At 68.6% G+C, this 16,596-nt stretch carries 19 protein-coding genes and 2 pseudogenes; 15 read left to right on the top strand and 6 right to left on the bottom strand.

What is annotated here, in order from left to right:
- Both ACLJWH_RS41245 and ACLJWH_RS41240 read left to right on the top strand, forming a co-directional pair.
- Positions 1 to 497: pseudogene (locus ACLJWH_RS41245) on the top strand (hypothetical protein); the annotation flags it as partial.
- A gap of 65 nt (positions 498 to 562) precedes the next feature.
- Positions 563 to 1,252, top strand: coding sequence for a lytic polysaccharide monooxygenase (locus ACLJWH_RS41240; protein WP_411146952.1), 690 nt, complete (start codon positions 563 to 565; stop codon positions 1,250 to 1,252).
- Here the strand turns inward: ACLJWH_RS41240 and ACLJWH_RS41235 are convergent.
- Positions 1,245 to 1,499 carry a hypothetical protein gene (locus ACLJWH_RS41235; RefSeq protein WP_411146951.1) on the bottom strand — a complete coding sequence of 85 codons (255 nt, stop codon included), beginning with the start codon at positions 1,497 to 1,499 and terminating at the stop codon, positions 1,245 to 1,247. The two genes, ACLJWH_RS41240 and ACLJWH_RS41235, sit on opposite strands and share 8 nt — an antisense overlap.
- A gap of 826 nt (positions 1,500 to 2,325) precedes the next feature.
- On the opposite strand from ACLJWH_RS41235, the gene ACLJWH_RS41230 reads away from it, so the two are divergent.
- Entirely contained in the window at positions 2,326 to 2,586 is a 261-nt protein-coding gene (locus ACLJWH_RS41230; RefSeq protein ID WP_411146950.1) for a hypothetical protein, read from the top strand.
- A 719-nt stretch (positions 2,587 to 3,305) separates the two neighbouring features.
- Positions 3,306 to 3,590: a transposase gene (locus ACLJWH_RS41225; protein ID WP_411146949.1), complete on the top strand. Its 285-nt coding sequence runs from the start codon at positions 3,306 to 3,308 to the stop codon at positions 3,588 to 3,590.
- 7 nt (positions 3,591 to 3,597) lie between these two features.
- Here the strand turns inward: ACLJWH_RS41225 and ACLJWH_RS41220 are convergent, their stop codons facing one another.
- From ACLJWH_RS41220 to ACLJWH_RS41210, 3 genes and pseudogenes are all read right to left on the bottom strand, one after another.
- Complete coding sequence (locus ACLJWH_RS41220; RefSeq protein WP_411146948.1) at positions 3,598 to 4,230, bottom strand: transposase; 633 nt, start codon at positions 4,228 to 4,230, stop codon at positions 3,598 to 3,600.
- 103 nt (positions 4,231 to 4,333) lie between these two features.
- A complete protein-coding gene (locus tag ACLJWH_RS41215; protein WP_411146947.1) occupies positions 4,334 to 4,783 on the bottom strand; it encodes a transposase in 450 nt (149 codons plus the stop codon).
- A 59-nt stretch (positions 4,784 to 4,842) separates the two neighbouring features.
- Positions 4,843 to 4,974 (bottom strand): annotated as a pseudogene (locus tag ACLJWH_RS41210) (transposase); the annotation flags it as partial.
- Positions 4,975 to 5,195: 221 nt separating this feature from the next.
- On the opposite strand from ACLJWH_RS41210, the gene ACLJWH_RS41205 reads away from it, so the two are divergent.
- From ACLJWH_RS41205 to ACLJWH_RS41155, 11 genes are read left to right on the top strand one after another with little or no spacing between them, the layout of a single operon-like run.
- Entirely contained in the window at positions 5,196 to 6,518 is a 1,323-nt protein-coding gene (locus tag ACLJWH_RS41205; RefSeq protein WP_411146946.1) for a YcaO-like family protein, read from the top strand.
- Positions 6,519 to 6,546: 28 nt separating this feature from the next.
- Complete coding sequence (locus tag ACLJWH_RS41200; protein WP_411146945.1) at positions 6,547 to 7,197, top strand: TOMM precursor leader peptide-binding protein; 651 nt, start codon at positions 6,547 to 6,549, stop codon at positions 7,195 to 7,197.
- Complete coding sequence (locus ACLJWH_RS41195) at positions 7,197 to 8,963, top strand: TOMM precursor leader peptide-binding protein (protein ID WP_411146944.1); 1,767 nt, start codon at positions 7,197 to 7,199, stop codon at positions 8,961 to 8,963. Before ACLJWH_RS41200 ends, ACLJWH_RS41195 begins: the two co-directional genes overlap by 1 nt.
- Complete coding sequence (locus tag ACLJWH_RS41190; protein ID WP_411146943.1) at positions 8,954 to 9,637, top strand: hypothetical protein; 684 nt, start codon at positions 8,954 to 8,956, stop codon at positions 9,635 to 9,637. The genes ACLJWH_RS41195 and ACLJWH_RS41190 overlap by 10 nt, the downstream gene beginning before the upstream one ends.
- Positions 9,634 to 10,788 (top strand): PqqD family peptide modification chaperone, encoded by a 1,155-nt coding sequence (locus tag ACLJWH_RS41185; RefSeq protein ID WP_411146942.1) that lies wholly within the window; start codon positions 9,634 to 9,636, stop codon positions 10,786 to 10,788. Before ACLJWH_RS41190 ends, ACLJWH_RS41185 begins: the two co-directional genes overlap by 4 nt.
- A 23-nt stretch (positions 10,789 to 10,811) precedes the next feature.
- Positions 10,812 to 13,250, top strand: a complete 2,439-nt coding sequence (locus ACLJWH_RS41180) for a hypothetical protein (RefSeq protein ID WP_411146941.1) — start codon at positions 10,812 to 10,814, stop codon at positions 13,248 to 13,250.
- A 1-nt stretch (position 13,251) separates the two neighbouring features.
- Positions 13,252 to 14,211, top strand: coding sequence for a thiopeptide-type bacteriocin biosynthesis protein (locus ACLJWH_RS41175; protein WP_411146940.1), 960 nt, complete (start codon positions 13,252 to 13,254; stop codon positions 14,209 to 14,211).
- Complete coding sequence (locus ACLJWH_RS41170) at positions 14,204 to 14,371, top strand: thiocillin family RiPP (RefSeq protein ID WP_411146939.1); 168 nt, start codon at positions 14,204 to 14,206, stop codon at positions 14,369 to 14,371. The genes ACLJWH_RS41175 and ACLJWH_RS41170 overlap by 8 nt, the downstream gene beginning before the upstream one ends.
- A gap of 45 nt (positions 14,372 to 14,416) precedes the next feature.
- Positions 14,417 to 14,584, top strand: coding sequence for a thiocillin family RiPP (locus ACLJWH_RS41165; RefSeq protein WP_411146938.1), 168 nt, complete (start codon positions 14,417 to 14,419; stop codon positions 14,582 to 14,584).
- Positions 14,585 to 14,628: 44 nt separating this feature from the next.
- A complete protein-coding gene (locus tag ACLJWH_RS41160) occupies positions 14,629 to 14,793 on the top strand; it encodes a thiocillin family RiPP (protein ID WP_411146937.1) in 165 nt (54 codons plus the stop codon).
- 33 nt (positions 14,794 to 14,826) lie between these two features.
- Positions 14,827 to 14,994: a thiocillin family RiPP gene (locus tag ACLJWH_RS41155; protein WP_411146936.1), complete on the top strand. Its 168-nt coding sequence runs from the start codon at positions 14,827 to 14,829 to the stop codon at positions 14,992 to 14,994.
- Positions 14,995 to 15,326: 332 nt separating this feature from the next.
- Here the strand turns inward: ACLJWH_RS41155 and ACLJWH_RS41150 are convergent, their stop codons facing one another.
- Positions 15,327 to 15,866, bottom strand: coding sequence for a transposase (locus tag ACLJWH_RS41150; RefSeq protein ID WP_411146954.1), 540 nt, complete (start codon positions 15,864 to 15,866; stop codon positions 15,327 to 15,329).
- Positions 15,863 to 16,060, bottom strand: a complete 198-nt coding sequence (locus ACLJWH_RS41145) for a helix-turn-helix domain-containing protein (protein ID WP_411146953.1) — start codon at positions 16,058 to 16,060, stop codon at positions 15,863 to 15,865. Before ACLJWH_RS41145 ends, ACLJWH_RS41150 begins: the two co-directional genes overlap by 4 nt.
- Between the last annotated feature and the right edge of the window lie 536 nt (positions 16,061 to 16,596).

Genomic DNA, 16,596 nt, shown 5'->3' with positions numbered 1-16,596 from the left:
CGGTGGTTGGGGTCAACACCAAGGGGCAGTGGTGGATTTCCAACAATGCGCTGCCGGAGCTTTCGGCGGGTAAGCACACTGTGGTGGCCACGGCGCTGGCCGAGAATGGCGAGGAGCGGGGGTCCAGCGAGGTCTCCTTCACCGTCAAAAACGGTGACGAGCCGGCCGACAACAGCGCGCCGACCGAGCTGAAAGCCAGCACGCACACCCAGTCCGAGGGCGAATACACCATGCACTACCTCGACCTGAACTGGAGTGTCCCGAAGGACCACGGCGAGATCACCACCTACCAGCTCTACCTGGACGGCAAGCTGGTTCAGACGTTCATGTGGGGCAAGGATGACCCGGTGCTGCCGGTGCCCACCGACAAGGCGTTCCGGTCCACGGTGATCGGCGATGCCCCCAAGGGCTCTCTCCAGGCGAAGATCCGCGCCAAGCTCGGCAATGGCACCTGGGGCGCCTTCAGTGACGAGATCACCGTCACCACCAGCAAGTAAAGGCACGCGTGACTCCCGCTTCCCGGCGGCACATCCCCCTTTTCGGTCCATTCAACGGAGAACCCATGAACAAGTACATGCGGCGTTCGCTCATTGCGGCCCTCGGCGTCGTTCCGGTCGGTCTGCTCGCTTTGCCCACCGTCCCGGCCTTCGCGCACGGCGCCACCGGTGATCCCATCGGCCGCAGCCTGTCGTGCTCTCTTGAAGGCTGGAACCCCTCGAACGAGGCGTGTAAGGCAGCGCTCAAGATCAGCGACGGGCAGATCGGCGACTGGCAGTCTGTCGTGCAGGGTGCGGCTTTCGAGGCTGGCAAGGCTCAGCACCGCGCCCTTATCCCCGACGGCAAGCTGTGCAGCGCCAACAGCTCGAAACACGCCGGTCTGGATCTGCCACGGACGGACTGGAAGACCACCGACCTTCCGGCGGGCAAGGAGTACACCCTCAAGTACCAGCTCTCCGTCAAGCACAATCCGTATCGCATGGAATTCTACGTCACCAAGGACGGCTTCGACGCCAACAAGCCGCTGAAGTGGTCCGACCTGGAAGCCATCCCCTTCGCCTCCGCGGACAACACCATCGCCTCGCCGTCGGATATCAACGCAGGCGCCAAGACCCAGTTCGAGATCCCTGCGACTCTGCCCGAGAAAAAGGGCAAGCATATGATCTACGCGATCTGGCACGGCCTGGTGAAGCCTGACGGCTCTGTGCAGAGCCCCGAGGCCTTCTACTCCTGCTCCGACGTCAACTTCAAGTAGAGATCCCAAGTCCGGGCCGGTGTGAGCGTCTTCGCTCACACCGGCCCGGGGCTCTCATCGTGATGATGGTGGAGCACGTCTTCCCCTGCACAGCCGCGGCCCCATCGAGCAGCACCAGGCTGTTGATGGTGATCGACTGCATGGCGGCGAGGCAGACGGACAGGTCAGCATGGGCGTCTTCGCTGGTGACGGCAGGTATGGCTCCGGTGCTGACGCGGGTGGCGAAGCCGACGCGTTCATCCAGCACAGACCTGACGCTGTTCGTGGACCTACTACGCCGGACCGCTGCCCACCACCAAGGGCGCCGTCCCCCGGCTCACGCAGAGAAGCTTTCCAGCGGCGGGCACACAGATCGGCACGGTGTCTGCCGACGATGCTGTTCCACAGCTTCGGCGAAATTGTGCAGAGGATGCCAGGTGCCGGCCACTTGCCTGGCCCACGCTGCCCGCAGCGGGCGCTGTCCCGGGAGGCGCCGTTAAGCGGAAGCTGAAGAAGACCCAGTACCGGCCCCACCTGATCGACGGCCGCTTCCCGCCCACCGGCCTGATCATGGCTCACAACGCCATCAGACCGTCGGACACCATGAGTTGAACCTGAGTAACAGCACGAGCGAACCTGGATCAGACGTCAGGGCTGACGGAAATACTTCACTCCGCCTCTGGCGTGTCATCGTTTGAGGGCATTGCGAGTCGGAAGGCAACTCGTTCCTGGGTTCATCTGGGGCGAAGGTCCCGAATCTTCAGTCTGCCGACGGATTCCCTTTCGGAAGGAATATGGGGTGTGGCAGGGTTATGGGCATGGCTGGCCCGGCAGTGCCTCCATGTACCCACGCGCCGGGGTGTCTCAAACTCGACTGGCATGCAAATTGGTGTGAACGAAACGCGTCCATCAATGCCCGTCGTTCGCGGAGAGTTGTACGTAGTGAATCTTAGAAGTGGATTCCTTGGTGTTGTGGCGGCTTTTCTGCTGCTGCAGTCCCTCGTGACAGCTTTCTATTCTTTCCTTCTCTTTCCGGTACTTGCCGCCGAGGAGATGGGGCCCGGCGCAATTCCCTCGTCCGCACAGGTATCCACATGCGAATTCTCTCGGTAGGTGTTGGCGTATTGGTGCTGTCCGCCAACCTGTACGGTGTGGGTGCCATAGTCCGCAGTCTTCTGCTCGGTATCTCAATTGAGATCGCGGCAGCCTTGAACTTGAGCATCCAGATAATCTTGGCGACCGTTCTGATGCTTTACGGATGGCTGGCAGCATTCATCGTGACCGTCTCAGTGATGGCTCTTGTGGTGGCCGCCTATCGATGCCAGGAACGGGCAGTTGGTGCCCGCCTGAGTTGAGTGTGTTGTCGAGCCGGCTACCGCAAAGGCGCCGAGGCGGCCCGCGCGCTGGACGTGTTTGCCAAGCGCCCCCGCACCTGGCACAGTCGCACTGTGAATTCTCATTTGACCTGAGGCATGTGGTGAGGACGGAGGCCCTGTCGTCTGCGCTGCCTGCCTCGTGATGGGATTGACCTTGAATTTGAGTATGGGCGTTTCTTTCAGCAGGTATGTCTTGGTGTGCTTCTTTGGCCGTGGATCTCTGCGTCGTTGGCGTGCGATCTATGGCTATAAAGTAGGGTTGCCGAGAATCGTGAGCTCTTTGGATTCGTTTCTGTTAGCCATTGGATGGCCGGACGTATGCTTATGGCAGATGAGCTTCGAAAGCTTGGCATTGTAATGTCGTGTATGCAGCCTGATCCAGTTGCGAGCATGCTCCGGAACTCTTTTCCCCTCAACGGAGGTTCGCTGGTTGGCAGGGGTGCGCACAGCGTGTCGTTACTTCCTGATCACAGTGATGGCGCACCATGGCCCGGCATCCAAGCGCGTAGGTCAGGGGACTGACACGCAGGCGGTACGTCGGGTCAACTACGGTGGCCTGCGTCACGCCCGTGCCAGATCGATAGGCGTCGGCCAGGCCACCGTTACCACGCAGCGCGGATGCCCACTCACGTGAGGTGCCCTGAAGTTTCCGGACAGGGACCCGCGTAGGGTTGTGAACGTCTGGAAGGAGAGAGCACGTGCCACCCAGATACACACAGCAGTTCAAGGACGAGGCTGTCCGCATGGTGATCGAGGGCCCCCGCCCGATCGCCCGTGTGGCCGCCGAACTCGGCATCTACAAGACGACCCTCGGAAACTGGGTCGCGCGCTACCACGCATCGCTCGCTGACACTGCCCAAGTCGCCAGCTGTGAGCCGAAGGCCGACCGCGAGCGGCAGCTGGAACGCGAGAATCAGAAACTCCGGGAAGAGAACGCGTTCTTGACAAGAGTCGCCGCCTTCTTCGCCCGCGAGTATCGATGAACTCCCACTACGCGTTAACCGACGCGGAGGGAGCCGGCTTCCACGCCGTTGAAAAGCTCTGAGGGTTGCCGGAGGCGCTGGTTGACCCGAAGGCATGGAAGATGGTTCTCGTTCGTCGGCACTCGCTTTGGCTGTTGATTGCTTCCCCACGCCTTTGTGGCTGGCTGCTTTGGCAACCGTCGAGGTAGTCGGCATCATTCTCGGAGTCGATACCCACCTCAACAGCGCGACCCCTTTCGCTTATTGAGCCCGGAACTGGTGGGTTCCCTACTGGATCGTGTAGCGGATGTGCCGGGCGGCTAAGTGTCCGCAGACGATGCGGGGTTGGCGTTGTCTGCGGTACAGGAAGCCGGGTCTCGCGGGCGAGATCGTCGATGGAGGTGGCGCGGGCCGCGTGGACATGGTGCTTCAGGCCGGCGTTCAGAAGCTCGTCGGGGGTGAGTTCGGGGCTGTAGCCGGGCATCAGGTGCAGCTCGACGCGTTCGGCGTTGTCGTCCAGCCGCTGCCGTACGGCTTGGCTGCGGTGGACGGGGTGCCGGTCGACGATCACATGGACCTTCCGGCGCGCGTGGATGGCGAGGCAGTCAAGGAAGGTGGCATCACCTTCGCGGTGAACTTCCCGGGGAAGACGGTGAACCACAGTGCGCCGCGTGAGGCGACGGCGGAGCGCGGACTCCAGCTCCCAGTTTGTGTGATCGGTGGGGCGGCAGTGGAGACCCTGTTGTCGCGCAGGAGTGCTCACATTACGTCGACTCGCCGACGGACCAGAGCGGTGATCGCCTGGACGTGTTCCCCTTGCCGCGCTTCTTGCGGTAGAGATCCCGGTCGGGTTCCTCGCGGATGATGCTGGTCCGCGCCGACAGGTAGAGCCCCTGGCGCAGGCGGCGACTGTTGAGTTTGGGCTGGTGAAGATTGCCGGTCCGCCGCCCGGAGACGCGTGGGACGGCGACTGTACCGGCTGCGGAGGCGAGGCTCCCGGCGGTGGTGAACGACGTGATGTCACCTGCTGCGACGACGAACCCGACTCCCCGGATCGGCCTCATGCCCGGCAGCGACTTGATGATCTCGGCTTCGGGATGCGTCCGGAGGACCTCATGGATCTGCTTGTCGAGCCGCTTGATCCGATCGTCCAACGCCAGGATCTGAACTGCCGGGTCGGCGACGATCTGAGCGGCGATACCTTCGCCGGGCAACGCGGTGTGCTACGCCTCAGCGGCCTCCAGGGCGCCGGGCCCGGTCCGCCTTGGCCGCCCGCCCGAATCCAGTTCCGCAGCGTCTCCGCGTTCACTCCGAGGTCCCGGGCAGCGCCCGTGATCGTCGCGTCCGGACAGGACCGGTACGGCTCGACCGCGTCCGCATTGAACGGGGTCGGGTAGCACTTCATCACCATCTGTCAGGGACCCTTGTCCCCCTGGACCGCCAAGCCCCACTGTTCAATATATTCGCATTTGGAAGAAAGGCACCATTGAAACGGTCCCTTGGGGTCTTCCATCGGACTTGCACCGGCAACAGCGCAATTTCACCCCTATGGTGTGATGCCGCACCCCATCCTGATCGAGTTCTCTGGTACCCGAGACCCTCGGAACAGTGACCAGGAGACCACCAGTGACGGATACGACTGCGGACCCGGGTGGGCTCGGCGCCCTGCGCAAGCTGGAGCGGCTGGCTGGCCCCGCGGTCCGTCCCATCAAGGGCTGCTTCCCGCTCGCTCCGCTGCCCGGCGAGCCGGACTACGCGGTGTACGTCTCCGCCATCGGCGACCCCACCACCCTGTGGGCCGCCATCCCCAGTCAGCCCGACGGCGTCGATGGGGCCGGCAGCGGCACCGACCGCGAGCGCGCCCGGCTGATCAGCATGGCCGAGGCGCTGGAGCGTTACACCAACTCGCTCTACCAGTCCGAGCTGGTGCGTTGGGCGACCGCTGACGAACTCGGCGACGAGGCAGTCGACCTCGACGTACTCCCGCAGTGCTCAGCGGCCGAACTCGCCGACGGAACAGCCTGGTTGATACCCGCCGACAAGAGCCTTCCGCAGCGGTGGGTGCGCGGCTGGTCGCTGACCCGGCGGCGCCCGGTGTGGGTGCCGGTCAGCTACGTCTGGCTGTTCACCGACCCCGAGGCGATGGGGGAGCGCATCACCAACCCGATCTCCACCGGCTGCGCCATCCACTCCGACCTCAACCAAGCCCTGGTGAACGGGATCTGTGAGGCCATCGAACGCGACACCATCTCGCTGGTCTGGCTCCAGCGGCTGGAACTGCCCGAGATCGACGTCAGTGGTGAACCCGCGCTGCGCGAACAGCGACGGCGGCTGCGGGACGGCTTCGTGGAGTACCGCTTCTACGACGCCACCTCCGACATCGGCGTCCCCGTGGTCTACGCGGTAGTTCTCAGCGACCACAATCAGGAACTGAACCAACTGGTGATGTGCGCCAGCGGACCGGACCCCGCCGACGTGGTGCGCAAGATCTACCGGGAGGCCGCCTCCTCCCGCATCGCCCTGCAGGCGAGGCGCTCGATACCGGACGACCCGCAGGATTTCACCAGCGTGCTGCACGGCGCGATCCACATGGGCCGCCCGGGCAAGCGGGACGCCTTCGACTTCCTGCTGCGCCGCCCCCGCCCCACCCGGCAGCTGGCCGACCTGCCCCACGCGGCCGCCGACGACCCGGCCACTCAACTCTCCTGGCTGGTCAACCGGCTGGCGGACATCGACGCCGAGGTAATCGCGGTGGACATCACCACCGAGGAGGCCCGAGACGTCGGCTTCCGGTCCGTACGGGTCATCGTGCCGCAGCTGATGCCCCTGTCCTTCGTCCACCGCAACCGCTATCTGGCCCACCCCCGGCTCTACCGGGCACCGACCGCGATGGGCCTGGTCAGCCACCCGGAGTCCGCACTCAACCCCGAGCCCCAGCCGTTCGCCTAGGAATGCCGGGAGAGCAGGAGCAACCGCCATGACCGTCACCACCACCCCGACGCATGTGCTGTGGACCGGCGACTTCGGCGAGCGGGTGGCCGCGCGCCTGGCCTCCATGACCGGATGCCCGACGCTGCGCGCCGACGCCCGGGGCCGCCGTACGGCCGAGTGGCCGCACACCGGCCTGCGGCTGGTGGCCGCCTGGCGCGCCGAGGAGGAACTGTTCGCTCAGGTCGCCCGGCTGCACAGCGCGACCCGGACGCCCTGGCTGCCCATCGTCCACGAGTACCCAATGATCAGGATCGGTCCGCTGGTCATGCCCGGCAAGGGCGCCTGCTACGGCTGTTACGTCCGGCGCCGCGCCCAGCACGATCGCGGCTCGGCCGCCGCCCGGGCGCTGCGAGCCTCGGCCGCCGCCGACCCGGACCACGGTGTCGCCGGATTCACCGAGGGCCAGGCCATGATCGGCACTGCGCTCGCGCTGGACCTGGTGGGCCGATGGGAGACGGGGGCGGGCGACCGGGCCGGCCAGGTGCTGTTCTACAACGTCCTGACCCGCTCTCTGATCACCGACACCGTCGTACGGGTACACGGTTGCAGCGAGTGCGGCAACCCGCCCCACCCTGACGACGGCTGGCGGCACCTGGCCGCCGACCTCACGCATGCCCCGGCCGGAGGCGCCCGCTGATGAACACCCCCGACGCGGCCCGGCAGACCCCCGCGGCCACCATGTACAGCACACTGGCGAACGACCCGCAGTTCCGGATTCCGCTGCGCCCCCAGCTCTGCCGTGGGCTGCACATCGTGGACACCCCCACCGGCGTGCTCATAGACGGCGCCGCCGAGCGGCAGCACCTGCGAGGCAGTTCGGCCACGGCCCTACGCGAGCGGCTGTTCCCCCTGCTGGACGGCACCCGCGAGACGGACGCGCTGGCCAAGGAGCTCGGCTGGCCGGAGAAGACCGTCCGCAATGCCGTGGCCACGCTCTACTTCGCGGGCCTGCTGGAGGACGCCGCGACTGAAGTGGAACCACCTCGCCAGGGCCCCTCGGAGCGGGCCGCCATCTGGATGTCCCGCACGCTGGACTGCAGCCGGGTCTTCCCGCACTCCAGCCATATGGCCCGGCTCGCCGCGGCCGCGTCCGTACGGTACGTACTACGCCCGCCATGGCAGGAACCGCTGTGCGAGGCACTGCGGGACGTGGGCATCACCGACGTCGCCGAGTACGACCCCGCGGCAGAACCCCCTGGCGACACCGTCGTCCTGCTGGACCTGGCCGCGCCGCTCGCCACCCTGGACGACGCGTTCGCGCGGTGCGCCGAGCGAGGCCTCCGGACCCTGCTGGTGGACGGGCGGGACGACCGAATCGAGGTCGGCCCGTTCGTGGACCCGACGGCGACCGCCTGCCTCACCTGCGCACGGACAGCGGTATGCCCTGATTCCGGCGCGGAAACCGAGGCCCCCGCCGACACACCCCCGCCGCAACCCCTGGCCGCGGCGGGCCTGATCGCCGAGGAACTGCGGGCCCTACTGCTGCGCAACGAGTCGCCCGCCTCGATGGGCGGACAGCTTCGCCTCGACCTCACGGCCGCCACCAGCACCGTCCGCAAGCTCACCCCTGAGCCCGACTGCCCCGTCTGCTACCCCTCCTCACGCGAGACTGCGGCGCCGGTGCCGGACCCGGCACCGCTCCACTACGAGTACGCGGTCGGCTTCCCGCCCCGGCACCTGATCGACCCCAAGGCGCACCAGCACCACTTCCGCCCGGAGAATGTCGGGCTGCAGTTCGAGCGGCTGCGCTATCCCAACAACCCGCGCCGCCCCCTCCCCGACGCCACCCTGACGACCCTGCGGGACGCGGGCAGCGCCGCAGGCGGACGGCGGCCGCCGAGCTGGCCCGAGGCGCTGGCCGCCATACTGCGGTTCAGCACCGGACTGCGCGCCCCCGCCGACCACCCGGCCGACGCCCAGCCGGGACGGGTGCTGCGCTGGTCGCCCACCGGAGGCAACCTCGGCTCGCCACACGCCTACGCACTGCTCACCGGCCTGCCGGACCTCCCCGACGGCATCCACTACTACGACGCGGCCGAGCACGCGCTCACCGCCATGCACCCACACACCGACCACCTCAACACGGTCCTTGCGGACACCGGCGCGGGGGAGCGGTCGCAGGACCGTCCGGGCGAGCCCCCTTCCGTCCACCTGGTCCTCGCCGCCGAACTCGGCCGCGTCGCCCGCAAATACGGCCCCTTCTCCTACCGCGTCGGCAACCTCGACGCCGGCTGCGCCATTACCCAACTCGCCCTGGTATCACATCAGTTGGGGCTCTCTGTACGGCTGCTGGATCCCGGACCGTGGCAGCCGCACCGGGAACGGCTGGTCGGGGTGAGCGGCCCGCCCCTGATCACCGCAGTCGTCCGGCTCACCCGTGAGGGGACCACCCCATGCCACTGATCAACATTAACCAGCTGACCGACGACCTCGTCCGGGACACCGCCGGCCCCACCCGGCCGCGGCCCCCCGCCCACCCCGGCCCGGCACCGCAACTGCCCGGAGACCCGGTCCGCGCACTGGCGGCCCGCACCGCCGTACGGCAGTGGACCGCCCGCCCCCTCCACGGCGACGTCCTGCTGCGCGCCCTGCACTACGCCCACGAGCAGGACGCCCACCTGTGGCACCCGGACCACCCCGACACCCCGGCGCCGACCGCTGCGGTGCTCGTCCGGAACGTCACCGGTATCCGGCCCGGCTACTACCACTACGAACCGCGCCGACCCGCGCTCCTGCCGCAGCCGCAGAGCCTGCCCGACCTCCAGGACCTCGTGCTGCAACTGGAGTTCGCCGACGCCGCCGCCGTGGTCCTGGTCCTGGGCGACCTGGCCGCGGCACTGACCCGGGACGGCGCTGCCGGCCATCGGCAGCTGCTCAGCCGCGGCGCGGCCCACGCCCACGCCGCTTGGCTGGCGGCACTGTCCCAAGGGGCTGCCGGCACGGTCTTCGCCGGAATCCTCTCCTCGGCCGGCCGCACCGAGCTCGGCATCGACGGCTTCCACCGGGCCCAGCTGCTCGGCCTGGCCCTCGGCGTCCCCCCGACCGCCCCCGACGGCCCGAAGGAGGACAGCCGATGACCCGCCCCGCAGACACCACACCGCCGGACACAGCCCCGACCGACACTTCGGCGAACGAGCGCTCCTGGCTGGACATCGAGTCCCCGGCCATCCGCCCCGACATCGAGATCGTCGAGGGCATCAACCACGAACTGGTCGCCTTCGACCCCCTCACCGGCCACTACACCCGGCTCTCGGCCAGCGGCGCGGCCATCCTGCGCGCCCTCGACGGAACCGTCAGCGGACGGGAGTTCGCCGCCCGGGTAGCCCGCAAGAGCCGCCCGGACAGCCCCGTCGAACAGACCGTACTGGCCTTCCTCGACGAACTGCGCGCCGCCGGACTGCTGACCGTCCCCCCGGCCTCCGGCCGCCAGCAGGCCGCAGTGCGCTTCGCCCGGCGCAGCCATATGCCACGCCGCGCACTGCCCCTGCGGCAGATAACCCGGCTGATCGACCCCGTCTCCCGGGTGCTGCGGAGAGCGCCCTGGCTATTCGCCGTGCTCTGGGCGATCGCAGCCCTCCTCTCCCTGCGCGAGGTCGCGTCCGTACTCGCCACCCCCCGCGCCGCGGACCTGCTCAGCGTCTCCGGCCTGACCTGGGGCTGGTGCGTCCTGGCCGGTGCGGTGCTGGTGCAGACGGCCCTGCACGAACTCAGCCACGCCGTCGTCTGCCGCTACTACGGCGTACCGGTCCGGGAGATCGGCGTCGGCCTGCTCTTCTACGTGGTCCCGGCCGCCTACGTCGACCGCACGGACGCCTACCGGCTCGCCAGCCGCCGGGCCCGCGTCCTGATCTGCCTGGCGGGCCCGATGCTGGACGCGGTGTGGCTCGGCTGCCACGCGTACCTGGCCACCCATGTGGACGGCCCGGTGGGACAGGCGTTCGGAGTCCTACTGTGGGTGCAGACGGCCATGCTGATGGCCAACCTCAACCCACTCCTGCCCACCGACGGCTACCAGGCCCTGGAGTCGGGCCTCGGCGCGATCAACTTGCGCTCCCGCGCCTTCACCGCCCTGCGCTGCCTGCTGCTGCGCCAGCCTCGCCCGAGTTGGCTCGCCGCCCGCAGCCGCGCCCAGCGCGTGCGCTACCACCTCTTCGGCGTGATCTGCCTGGCCTACGCGGCACTGGTCGTCGGCCTCACCTTCCACGCCCTCACCGCCCTGGTCGGGTAAGCACCATGACGACACAATCGCCCATGCGCGCATTGCCCGTATCCGAGACGGCTGCGCACAAGCCGCTCGAACAGGAGCGGGCCACACGCGAATCGTCCGTCCAGGCGCCGGCCGAAGGCCCCGCCATGGCCCGCGTGTCAGGTCTGCCCGCTGCCGACATCGCGCCATTGGCTGCGCCCGAAGTGGCCGACCTGCTGCACGCACTGGCCGTCACAATCGATGAACTGGCAGCGCTCGCCGAGCCGTTGAGCGACCTATTGCACGCCGTCGTGCCGCGGACCGCCGCGCCGACCACCCGCCGCGCGGTGCTGGCCTGGCGCCGTGCGGCGCACGCGGCCGACCCCGCTGAGATACCCGCGCCGGTGATCACCCACGTCCGCGCGGAGCTCACTCCCGAGGGCGCCGCCATGCTCGACCGCTGGCTGCGCGCGGCCGCCGCGACCACGGCGCTGCGGGACCGGCTGCGCACCGCGGCCGAGGAGTCCCGGACACAGGGGGAGCACACCCTCCAGGAGCTGGTGGCCGCCCCGGCCCTGGGCAACGCCCTGGCCCTGGTGTCACCGGTGTTCTCCCGCCGTATGCGGCGTCTGGAAGGCAAGCGGCTCGGCCGGGGAGAACGGCTCACCGCCTACCGCTACGCGGTGCGGGCCGCGCTCAAGACCAGCCCGCTGTCCTCACTGACCGAACTGGCCACCGACCGGGGCCCGCGGACCCGCGTACGGCTGCACCCGCTGATCACTTGCACCCTGCTGCGCGCCGCAGCCCCCCGAGACGGTGTCCGCGAGCACCTGCGGTGGCGGGCCAACTCCTCGCTGCGGCACGGCGCAACGGGCACCTCGCTCAGCGTTCCGCAGCAACACGTGAGCGGCGACGGCTTCGGCTGGTCCGACGACGAGGTCATCGATGCGCGGGAACGTCCCGATCTGGCGGCGCCCGACGCAGCGTCCCCGGACCTGCGGGAGCTGCCGCCGCGGCGGCTGGCCCGGTACCTGCACAGCGGGCTGATGGACCTGGAGGACCCCTGTCCGCGCGAAGACCTGCTCGGCTGGCTCACTGCCCGGCTGGAGTCCACAGCCGCACCTGACACCCACCGGGCGGGAGCCGAACTTGCCGCCGCAGCAATCACCTTGGACCGTATCGGCGAGGGCGACGCAGCCCGCCGTGCCCAGGACCTGGCGACGCTGCGGGAGCATCTGCGCACCGCCCTGCACCGGCTTGGCTCCGCCGACAGCTGGCCCCTGGACGCGGTCACGGCCGTCTACGAGGACCGCGCCACCGCCACCGCACCCCCCCTGGAGCCGCGCCACCGCGCCACACTACGGCAGTTCGCCGGGCACGCCTGCGACGCACTGCAGGTGTCAGATGCCTACACCTCCATGGTCGCGGCGTTCGTGGCCCGCTTCGGCCCGGCCGGGGTGTGCCAGGACGTCTTCGGCTTCTGCCGCGACCTGGTACACACCGGGTGGCCCTACACCACGACGGCACCCGAGGAGCCCGCAGCTCCGGTCCGCCCCGGCCGGTCCAGCTGCCGCCCGTGCGTGGCCGTACTGTGCCAGGCGTCCGATGAAGGCACCGGCCACGGGCCCGTCGTCATCAACCGGCTGTCATCGGGCACTGGAGGCATGGTCGCCAGATTCCACCAGCTCCTGGACAGCCCAGGACCCGCCGGGGAGTTCGCCGACGAGCTGCGCTCCTGGCTACGGACCATCTACCCGCAGGCCCGGCTCGTTGAGTTCGTCCCCGCCTGGGACGCGAACCCGCTCCAAGAGGACAGCTGCGGCCTGCTGCCCGCACTGCACTGGCCCATCGGCCCCCGGCGCCGGGGGCCGGGCACCCCGATCGAGGACCTCCGGCTGGTGCACGACCTGGGCCGGAGCGCCCTGGAACTCCAGCAGGCCGACGGCACACCCGTGGCGCCCGCCTACCTCGGCATCGTGCCGCAGCACCTCATCAGCGGCGCGGCCCGTGCACTCACCGTCCTGGCTGACCCATGGATGGCGCCCACGCACCTCGCGGATGCGACCGCGCCGAGCGATGACGCCACGGCAGGGGAGGGCAGATGCCAGCCCCGGCACAGCGTGGCGGGCGCCGTGGTACGGCGGGCCACCTGGCGGGTGGACGCCACCACCATGCCGCGCCGCGGACCCGGCGAGGACCTGGCACCCTTCCTGGAGCGTACGGACCGGTGGCGCCGTGCCTGCGGCCTGCCCGCCGAGGTGTATGTACGCGCCGAAGCGGATCTGGCCACTCTTCCGGGCGACAGGCTGCGCAAGCCCATATGGCTGGCGCTGGCCTCCCCACTCGGCCTGGAGGTACTGGCCCACCTGGCGGCGCGCGCCGGGCAACGGCCGCTGGTATTCAGCGAGTGCCTGCCCGGCCGCGCCATAACCGGCGCTGGCCGCGCCGTCGAACACGTCCTGCACTTCGCCAGGACCTCGCCCGCGCAGCGCGGGGAGGCGTGAGATGACCGGCAACGAATGGCTCTACGCCAGGGTCCATCACACCACCCACGCCGACGGCGAGCAACTGCTTACCTCGTTCGTGCCGCAGTGGGCGCGGGCGGCGCGCGAGGCGGGCGTGCGGCAGTGGTTCTTCATCCGCTACGCGGACCTGAGCGGCCCGCACCTGCGGGTTCGGTTCCGCGGCACCCCCGACGCCCTCGACGACTGCTACACCCGGGGCCTGCGCCTGTGGCGCGAGACGTCACACCAGCCCCCGGCCACAGGCGCCATCGCCCGACTGCACCCGCTGGCCGAGCAGGCCCTGCCCGGCCGCGGGCACCGCCGCCTGAGCTTCGGCCTGTACGGGCGTGAACACCACTACTACGGCGGCCCGGCCGCGATGGAGATCGCCGAGGAACTGTTCCAGCTCAGCAGCGAGCTATCCCTGGATGCCGTGGCCCGTACCGGCCCGGACCGCGAACAGCGCACCCACATCGCCGTGGAGCTGATGCGGGCCTGCCTCGGCGCCGCCCTGGATCCCGTGCGGCGCGACCGCTTCTGGCAGCTGCACTGGCAGCACTGGTCGGGGCGGCCGCGGGACGCGCAGCTGATCCAGCAGGCCGAGGAGACAGCGGCGCGCCTGCACAGGCGCCCGGCGCGACACACCGGCCACCTCCCGGACGACCCCGACCCAGCCGTCGCGGCCCGGCTGCTGGGGTGCCAACTCGCCGACGGTGTACAGCGGGCCCGGTGCGCCGACCCTGCCGTCGGCCGGGTCCGGCTGCTGCTGATGCAGCTCCACATGACCCTCAACCGGCTCGGCTTCCTGCCCCTGGAGGAAGCGGTGCTCGGCCGGATCGCCGCCCGTCCCACACCGCCTGCGCCCGGCCGGGCCCCCACCGACTCGGCGCGGACCGTCCGCGCCGTTCCCGCTCCGCACGGATCCGGGATCCCCCCTCACAAGGAGAACCGTCATGAATGACCTTGACTTGATGCTGGAGCAGGAGCGGCCTGAGCTGGAGGCGCTGCCGCAGCTGCACTCTGCCGCCGCCTCCTGCGCCGGCTCGGTCGGCTCCGCCGGCAGCCTCTCGACCCCGGCGGGCTGCTTCGGCTCGGTCGGCTCGGCCAGCTCCAACGGCTGACCTCCCGTACTGCGTCACCACCCACAACGCAAAGGAAGATCCGTCATGAATGACCTTGACTTGATGCTGGAGCAGGAGCAGCCCGAGCTGGAAGCGCTTCCCGAGACGCACTCCGCCGCGGCCTCTACCTCCGCCTCGCTGAGCACCGGCAGCAGCATCTCGACCCCGGCAGGCACCTTCGGTTCCGCCGGTTCGGCCAGCTCGGCGGGCTGACTGATCGCACGGAAAACAGCTCTCACCAACGAAGGAGATCCGTCATGAATGACCTTGACTTGATGCTGGAGCAGGAGCAGCCCGAGCTGGAAGCGCTTCCCGAGACGCACTCCGCCTCCGGCACCATGGGCAGCGCCAGCTGCATCGGCTCGGCATCCTGCCCGGCGATGACGTACGGCACCGCGGCCTCACTGGGCAGCGCCGGCTGACCACGTCCGCCCCGACAACCAAGGGAGAAAAACATGGAAAACCTGGACCTGATGCTGGAGCAGGAGCGACCGGAGCTGGAAGTGCTCCCCGACGCACAGTCGGCCGCCGCGTCCACGCTCGGCTCCGCGGGATCGATCTCCTGCGCCTCGTGCCCGGCGGCCTCGCTGAGCAGCGCCAGCACGGCAGGTAGCAAGGGCTGATCCGGCCGTCGGCCCGACGGTGCCCGTGCGGGAGTGACCGCCCGCACGGGCGCCTCTTCATGCCGTCGCGGGAATCAGTACAGAGTTCAATGTATTTGCCTTGGGTTACGCACGGGCATAGGAATTTAAATTCCATAATAAAAGACTTTTTTTGAGTCTGGTGTACCGTGGCCGAGCGCCGCCAGATTGTATGAATCCGTAACAAATGTTCGTCAAAGTCGTGACTGCTCAGCTCCTCTGCCTCGCGGAAGGACAGTGGGAGCCGGAAGTGCAGCCAGACGCAGTGAGGGACGATCTCGACCGGGTACGGGAGTGTCCGATTACTGAGGTTTTCAGGGTGGGGTCGGTGTTGTGAGTGTCAGTCCGGTCCCGGCCAGGCATCCGTCGACGAGGTGGTGGTGGAGTTGGATGTGTCTGAGGCCTCGGCGGAGCGTTCGGGTGAGGTGGTCTGAGTTCTCGAAGGCGGTGTTCGCCGTCGGGCCGCGCCGGAGTAGTGACCAGAGGCTCTCGACGGGGTTGAGGTCCGGAGCGTACGAGGGCAGTTGGAAGATGGTGAGCCAGTCGTGTTCAGCCGCGTACTTCTTCATGCCGGCTGTGCGATGGGTGTTGAGGTTGTCCCAGACCACCACGATCGGGCCGCCGAGCTGGATGTGCGCACGGACCAGCAGGTCGCGGTAGTCGGTCCAGGCGAAACTTTTACGGGCTCCTTTGAGCGGCAGGTGGAATCGGGGCCGGTAGATCAAGCGGCTCCTTTCGCCCGATTTGTAGCAGCACAGGGCAGCGACGGAGATCCGGCGGCGGGACCTGCCACGGACCCTGACGACAGGAGTGTGGCCACGGCGGCCCCAGGTGCGTGCACGAGGCGGCGTCATCGCAAACCCTGCCTCGTCCTCGAAGACGATCCAGGCGCCGGGCGCCGCCGCGGCGCTTTTACCTGCGGCCACACCTCCTTCTTCCACAACTCCACCGCATGTTCGTCCCGTTCCAAGGCCCTGCGAGCCGGCGCCTGCCATGACCAGCCATGCCTTTTCAGCAGCCGCCACACAGTCGCTACCGACACACTCACCCGCAAGCGGCGGGCGATCACCGCTTGGACCCGAACCAAGGTCCACCGCTGATCTTCGAAGCCATGGGCGGCCAGGCCCCTGTCCAGTTCCTCCTCCAGCACTGCACATGGGGCATCCGAGATGCTCGGCACCTCGCCGACCCAGCGCAACGCAGGGCCTGCGGACCACCTCCCGCCAGGCTCGACGCCTGCGTTCCGCCGAACGCTCGCTCACCCACAGCTCTTTTGCGATCACCGCGGTCTTCTCACCCGCCGCGAACCGCCCGCCGGCCTCCAGCCGCACCTGTTCACGAAACGCCCGCCGCTCAGCAGTCAGGCCCCCACCGTCCGCATACCGCATCCCACCGGCATGGCGCAGGGATCACCAACAGTCACTCCCAGACGACAAAGCGAAAACCTCAGTAACGGCTCTGTTCCGTAGTCGGTGGTGACGCTGCGTTCTGCTCATTGGAGGAGAATGCGGTGGCGGAGGAGGTCGAATCCGGCACGGCCGTGCATCCGCCTCATGATCCTCTTGGTGCGGGTGTTGACGCCCT

Source organism: Streptomyces sp. x-80, from assembly GCF_046549095.1.
GTDB classification, from domain to species: domain Bacteria; phylum Actinomycetota; class Actinomycetes; order Streptomycetales; family Streptomycetaceae; genus Streptomyces; species Streptomyces celluloflavus.
This window is presented reverse-complemented; position numbering and strand designations above follow the sequence as displayed.

Bases quoted from the DNA above. Each gene is read 5' to 3' on its own strand.
- ACLJWH_RS41240 (WP_411146952.1), top strand. From the start codon at position 563: ATGAACAAGTACATGCGGCGTTCGCTCATTGCGGCCCTCGGCGTCGTT.
- ACLJWH_RS41230 (WP_411146950.1), top strand. From the start codon at position 2,326: ATGCGAATTCTCTCGGTAGGTGTTGGCGTATTGGTGCTGTCCGCCAAC.
- ACLJWH_RS41200 (WP_411146945.1), top strand. From the start codon at position 6,547: ATGACCGTCACCACCACCCCGACGCATGTGCTGTGGACCGGCGACTTC.
- ACLJWH_RS41195 (WP_411146944.1), top strand. From the start codon at position 7,197: ATGAACACCCCCGACGCGGCCCGGCAGACCCCCGCGGCCACCATGTAC.
- ACLJWH_RS41190 (WP_411146943.1), top strand. From the start codon at position 8,954: ATGCCACTGATCAACATTAACCAGCTGACCGACGACCTCGTCCGGGAC.
- ACLJWH_RS41185 (WP_411146942.1), top strand. From the start codon at position 9,634: ATGACCCGCCCCGCAGACACCACACCGCCGGACACAGCCCCGACCGAC.
- ACLJWH_RS41180 (WP_411146941.1), top strand. From the start codon at position 10,812: ATGCGCGCATTGCCCGTATCCGAGACGGCTGCGCACAAGCCGCTCGAA.
- ACLJWH_RS41175 (WP_411146940.1), top strand. From the start codon at position 13,252: ATGACCGGCAACGAATGGCTCTACGCCAGGGTCCATCACACCACCCAC.
- ACLJWH_RS41170 (WP_411146939.1), top strand. From the start codon at position 14,204: ATGAATGACCTTGACTTGATGCTGGAGCAGGAGCGGCCTGAGCTGGAG.
- ACLJWH_RS41165 (WP_411146938.1), top strand. From the start codon at position 14,417: ATGAATGACCTTGACTTGATGCTGGAGCAGGAGCAGCCCGAGCTGGAA.
- ACLJWH_RS41160 (WP_411146937.1), top strand. From the start codon at position 14,629: ATGAATGACCTTGACTTGATGCTGGAGCAGGAGCAGCCCGAGCTGGAA.
- ACLJWH_RS41155 (WP_411146936.1), top strand. From the start codon at position 14,827: ATGGAAAACCTGGACCTGATGCTGGAGCAGGAGCGACCGGAGCTGGAA.
- ACLJWH_RS41150 (WP_411146954.1), bottom strand. From the start codon at position 15,866: ATGACGCCGCCTCGTGCACGCACCTGGGGCCGCCGTGGCCACACTCCT.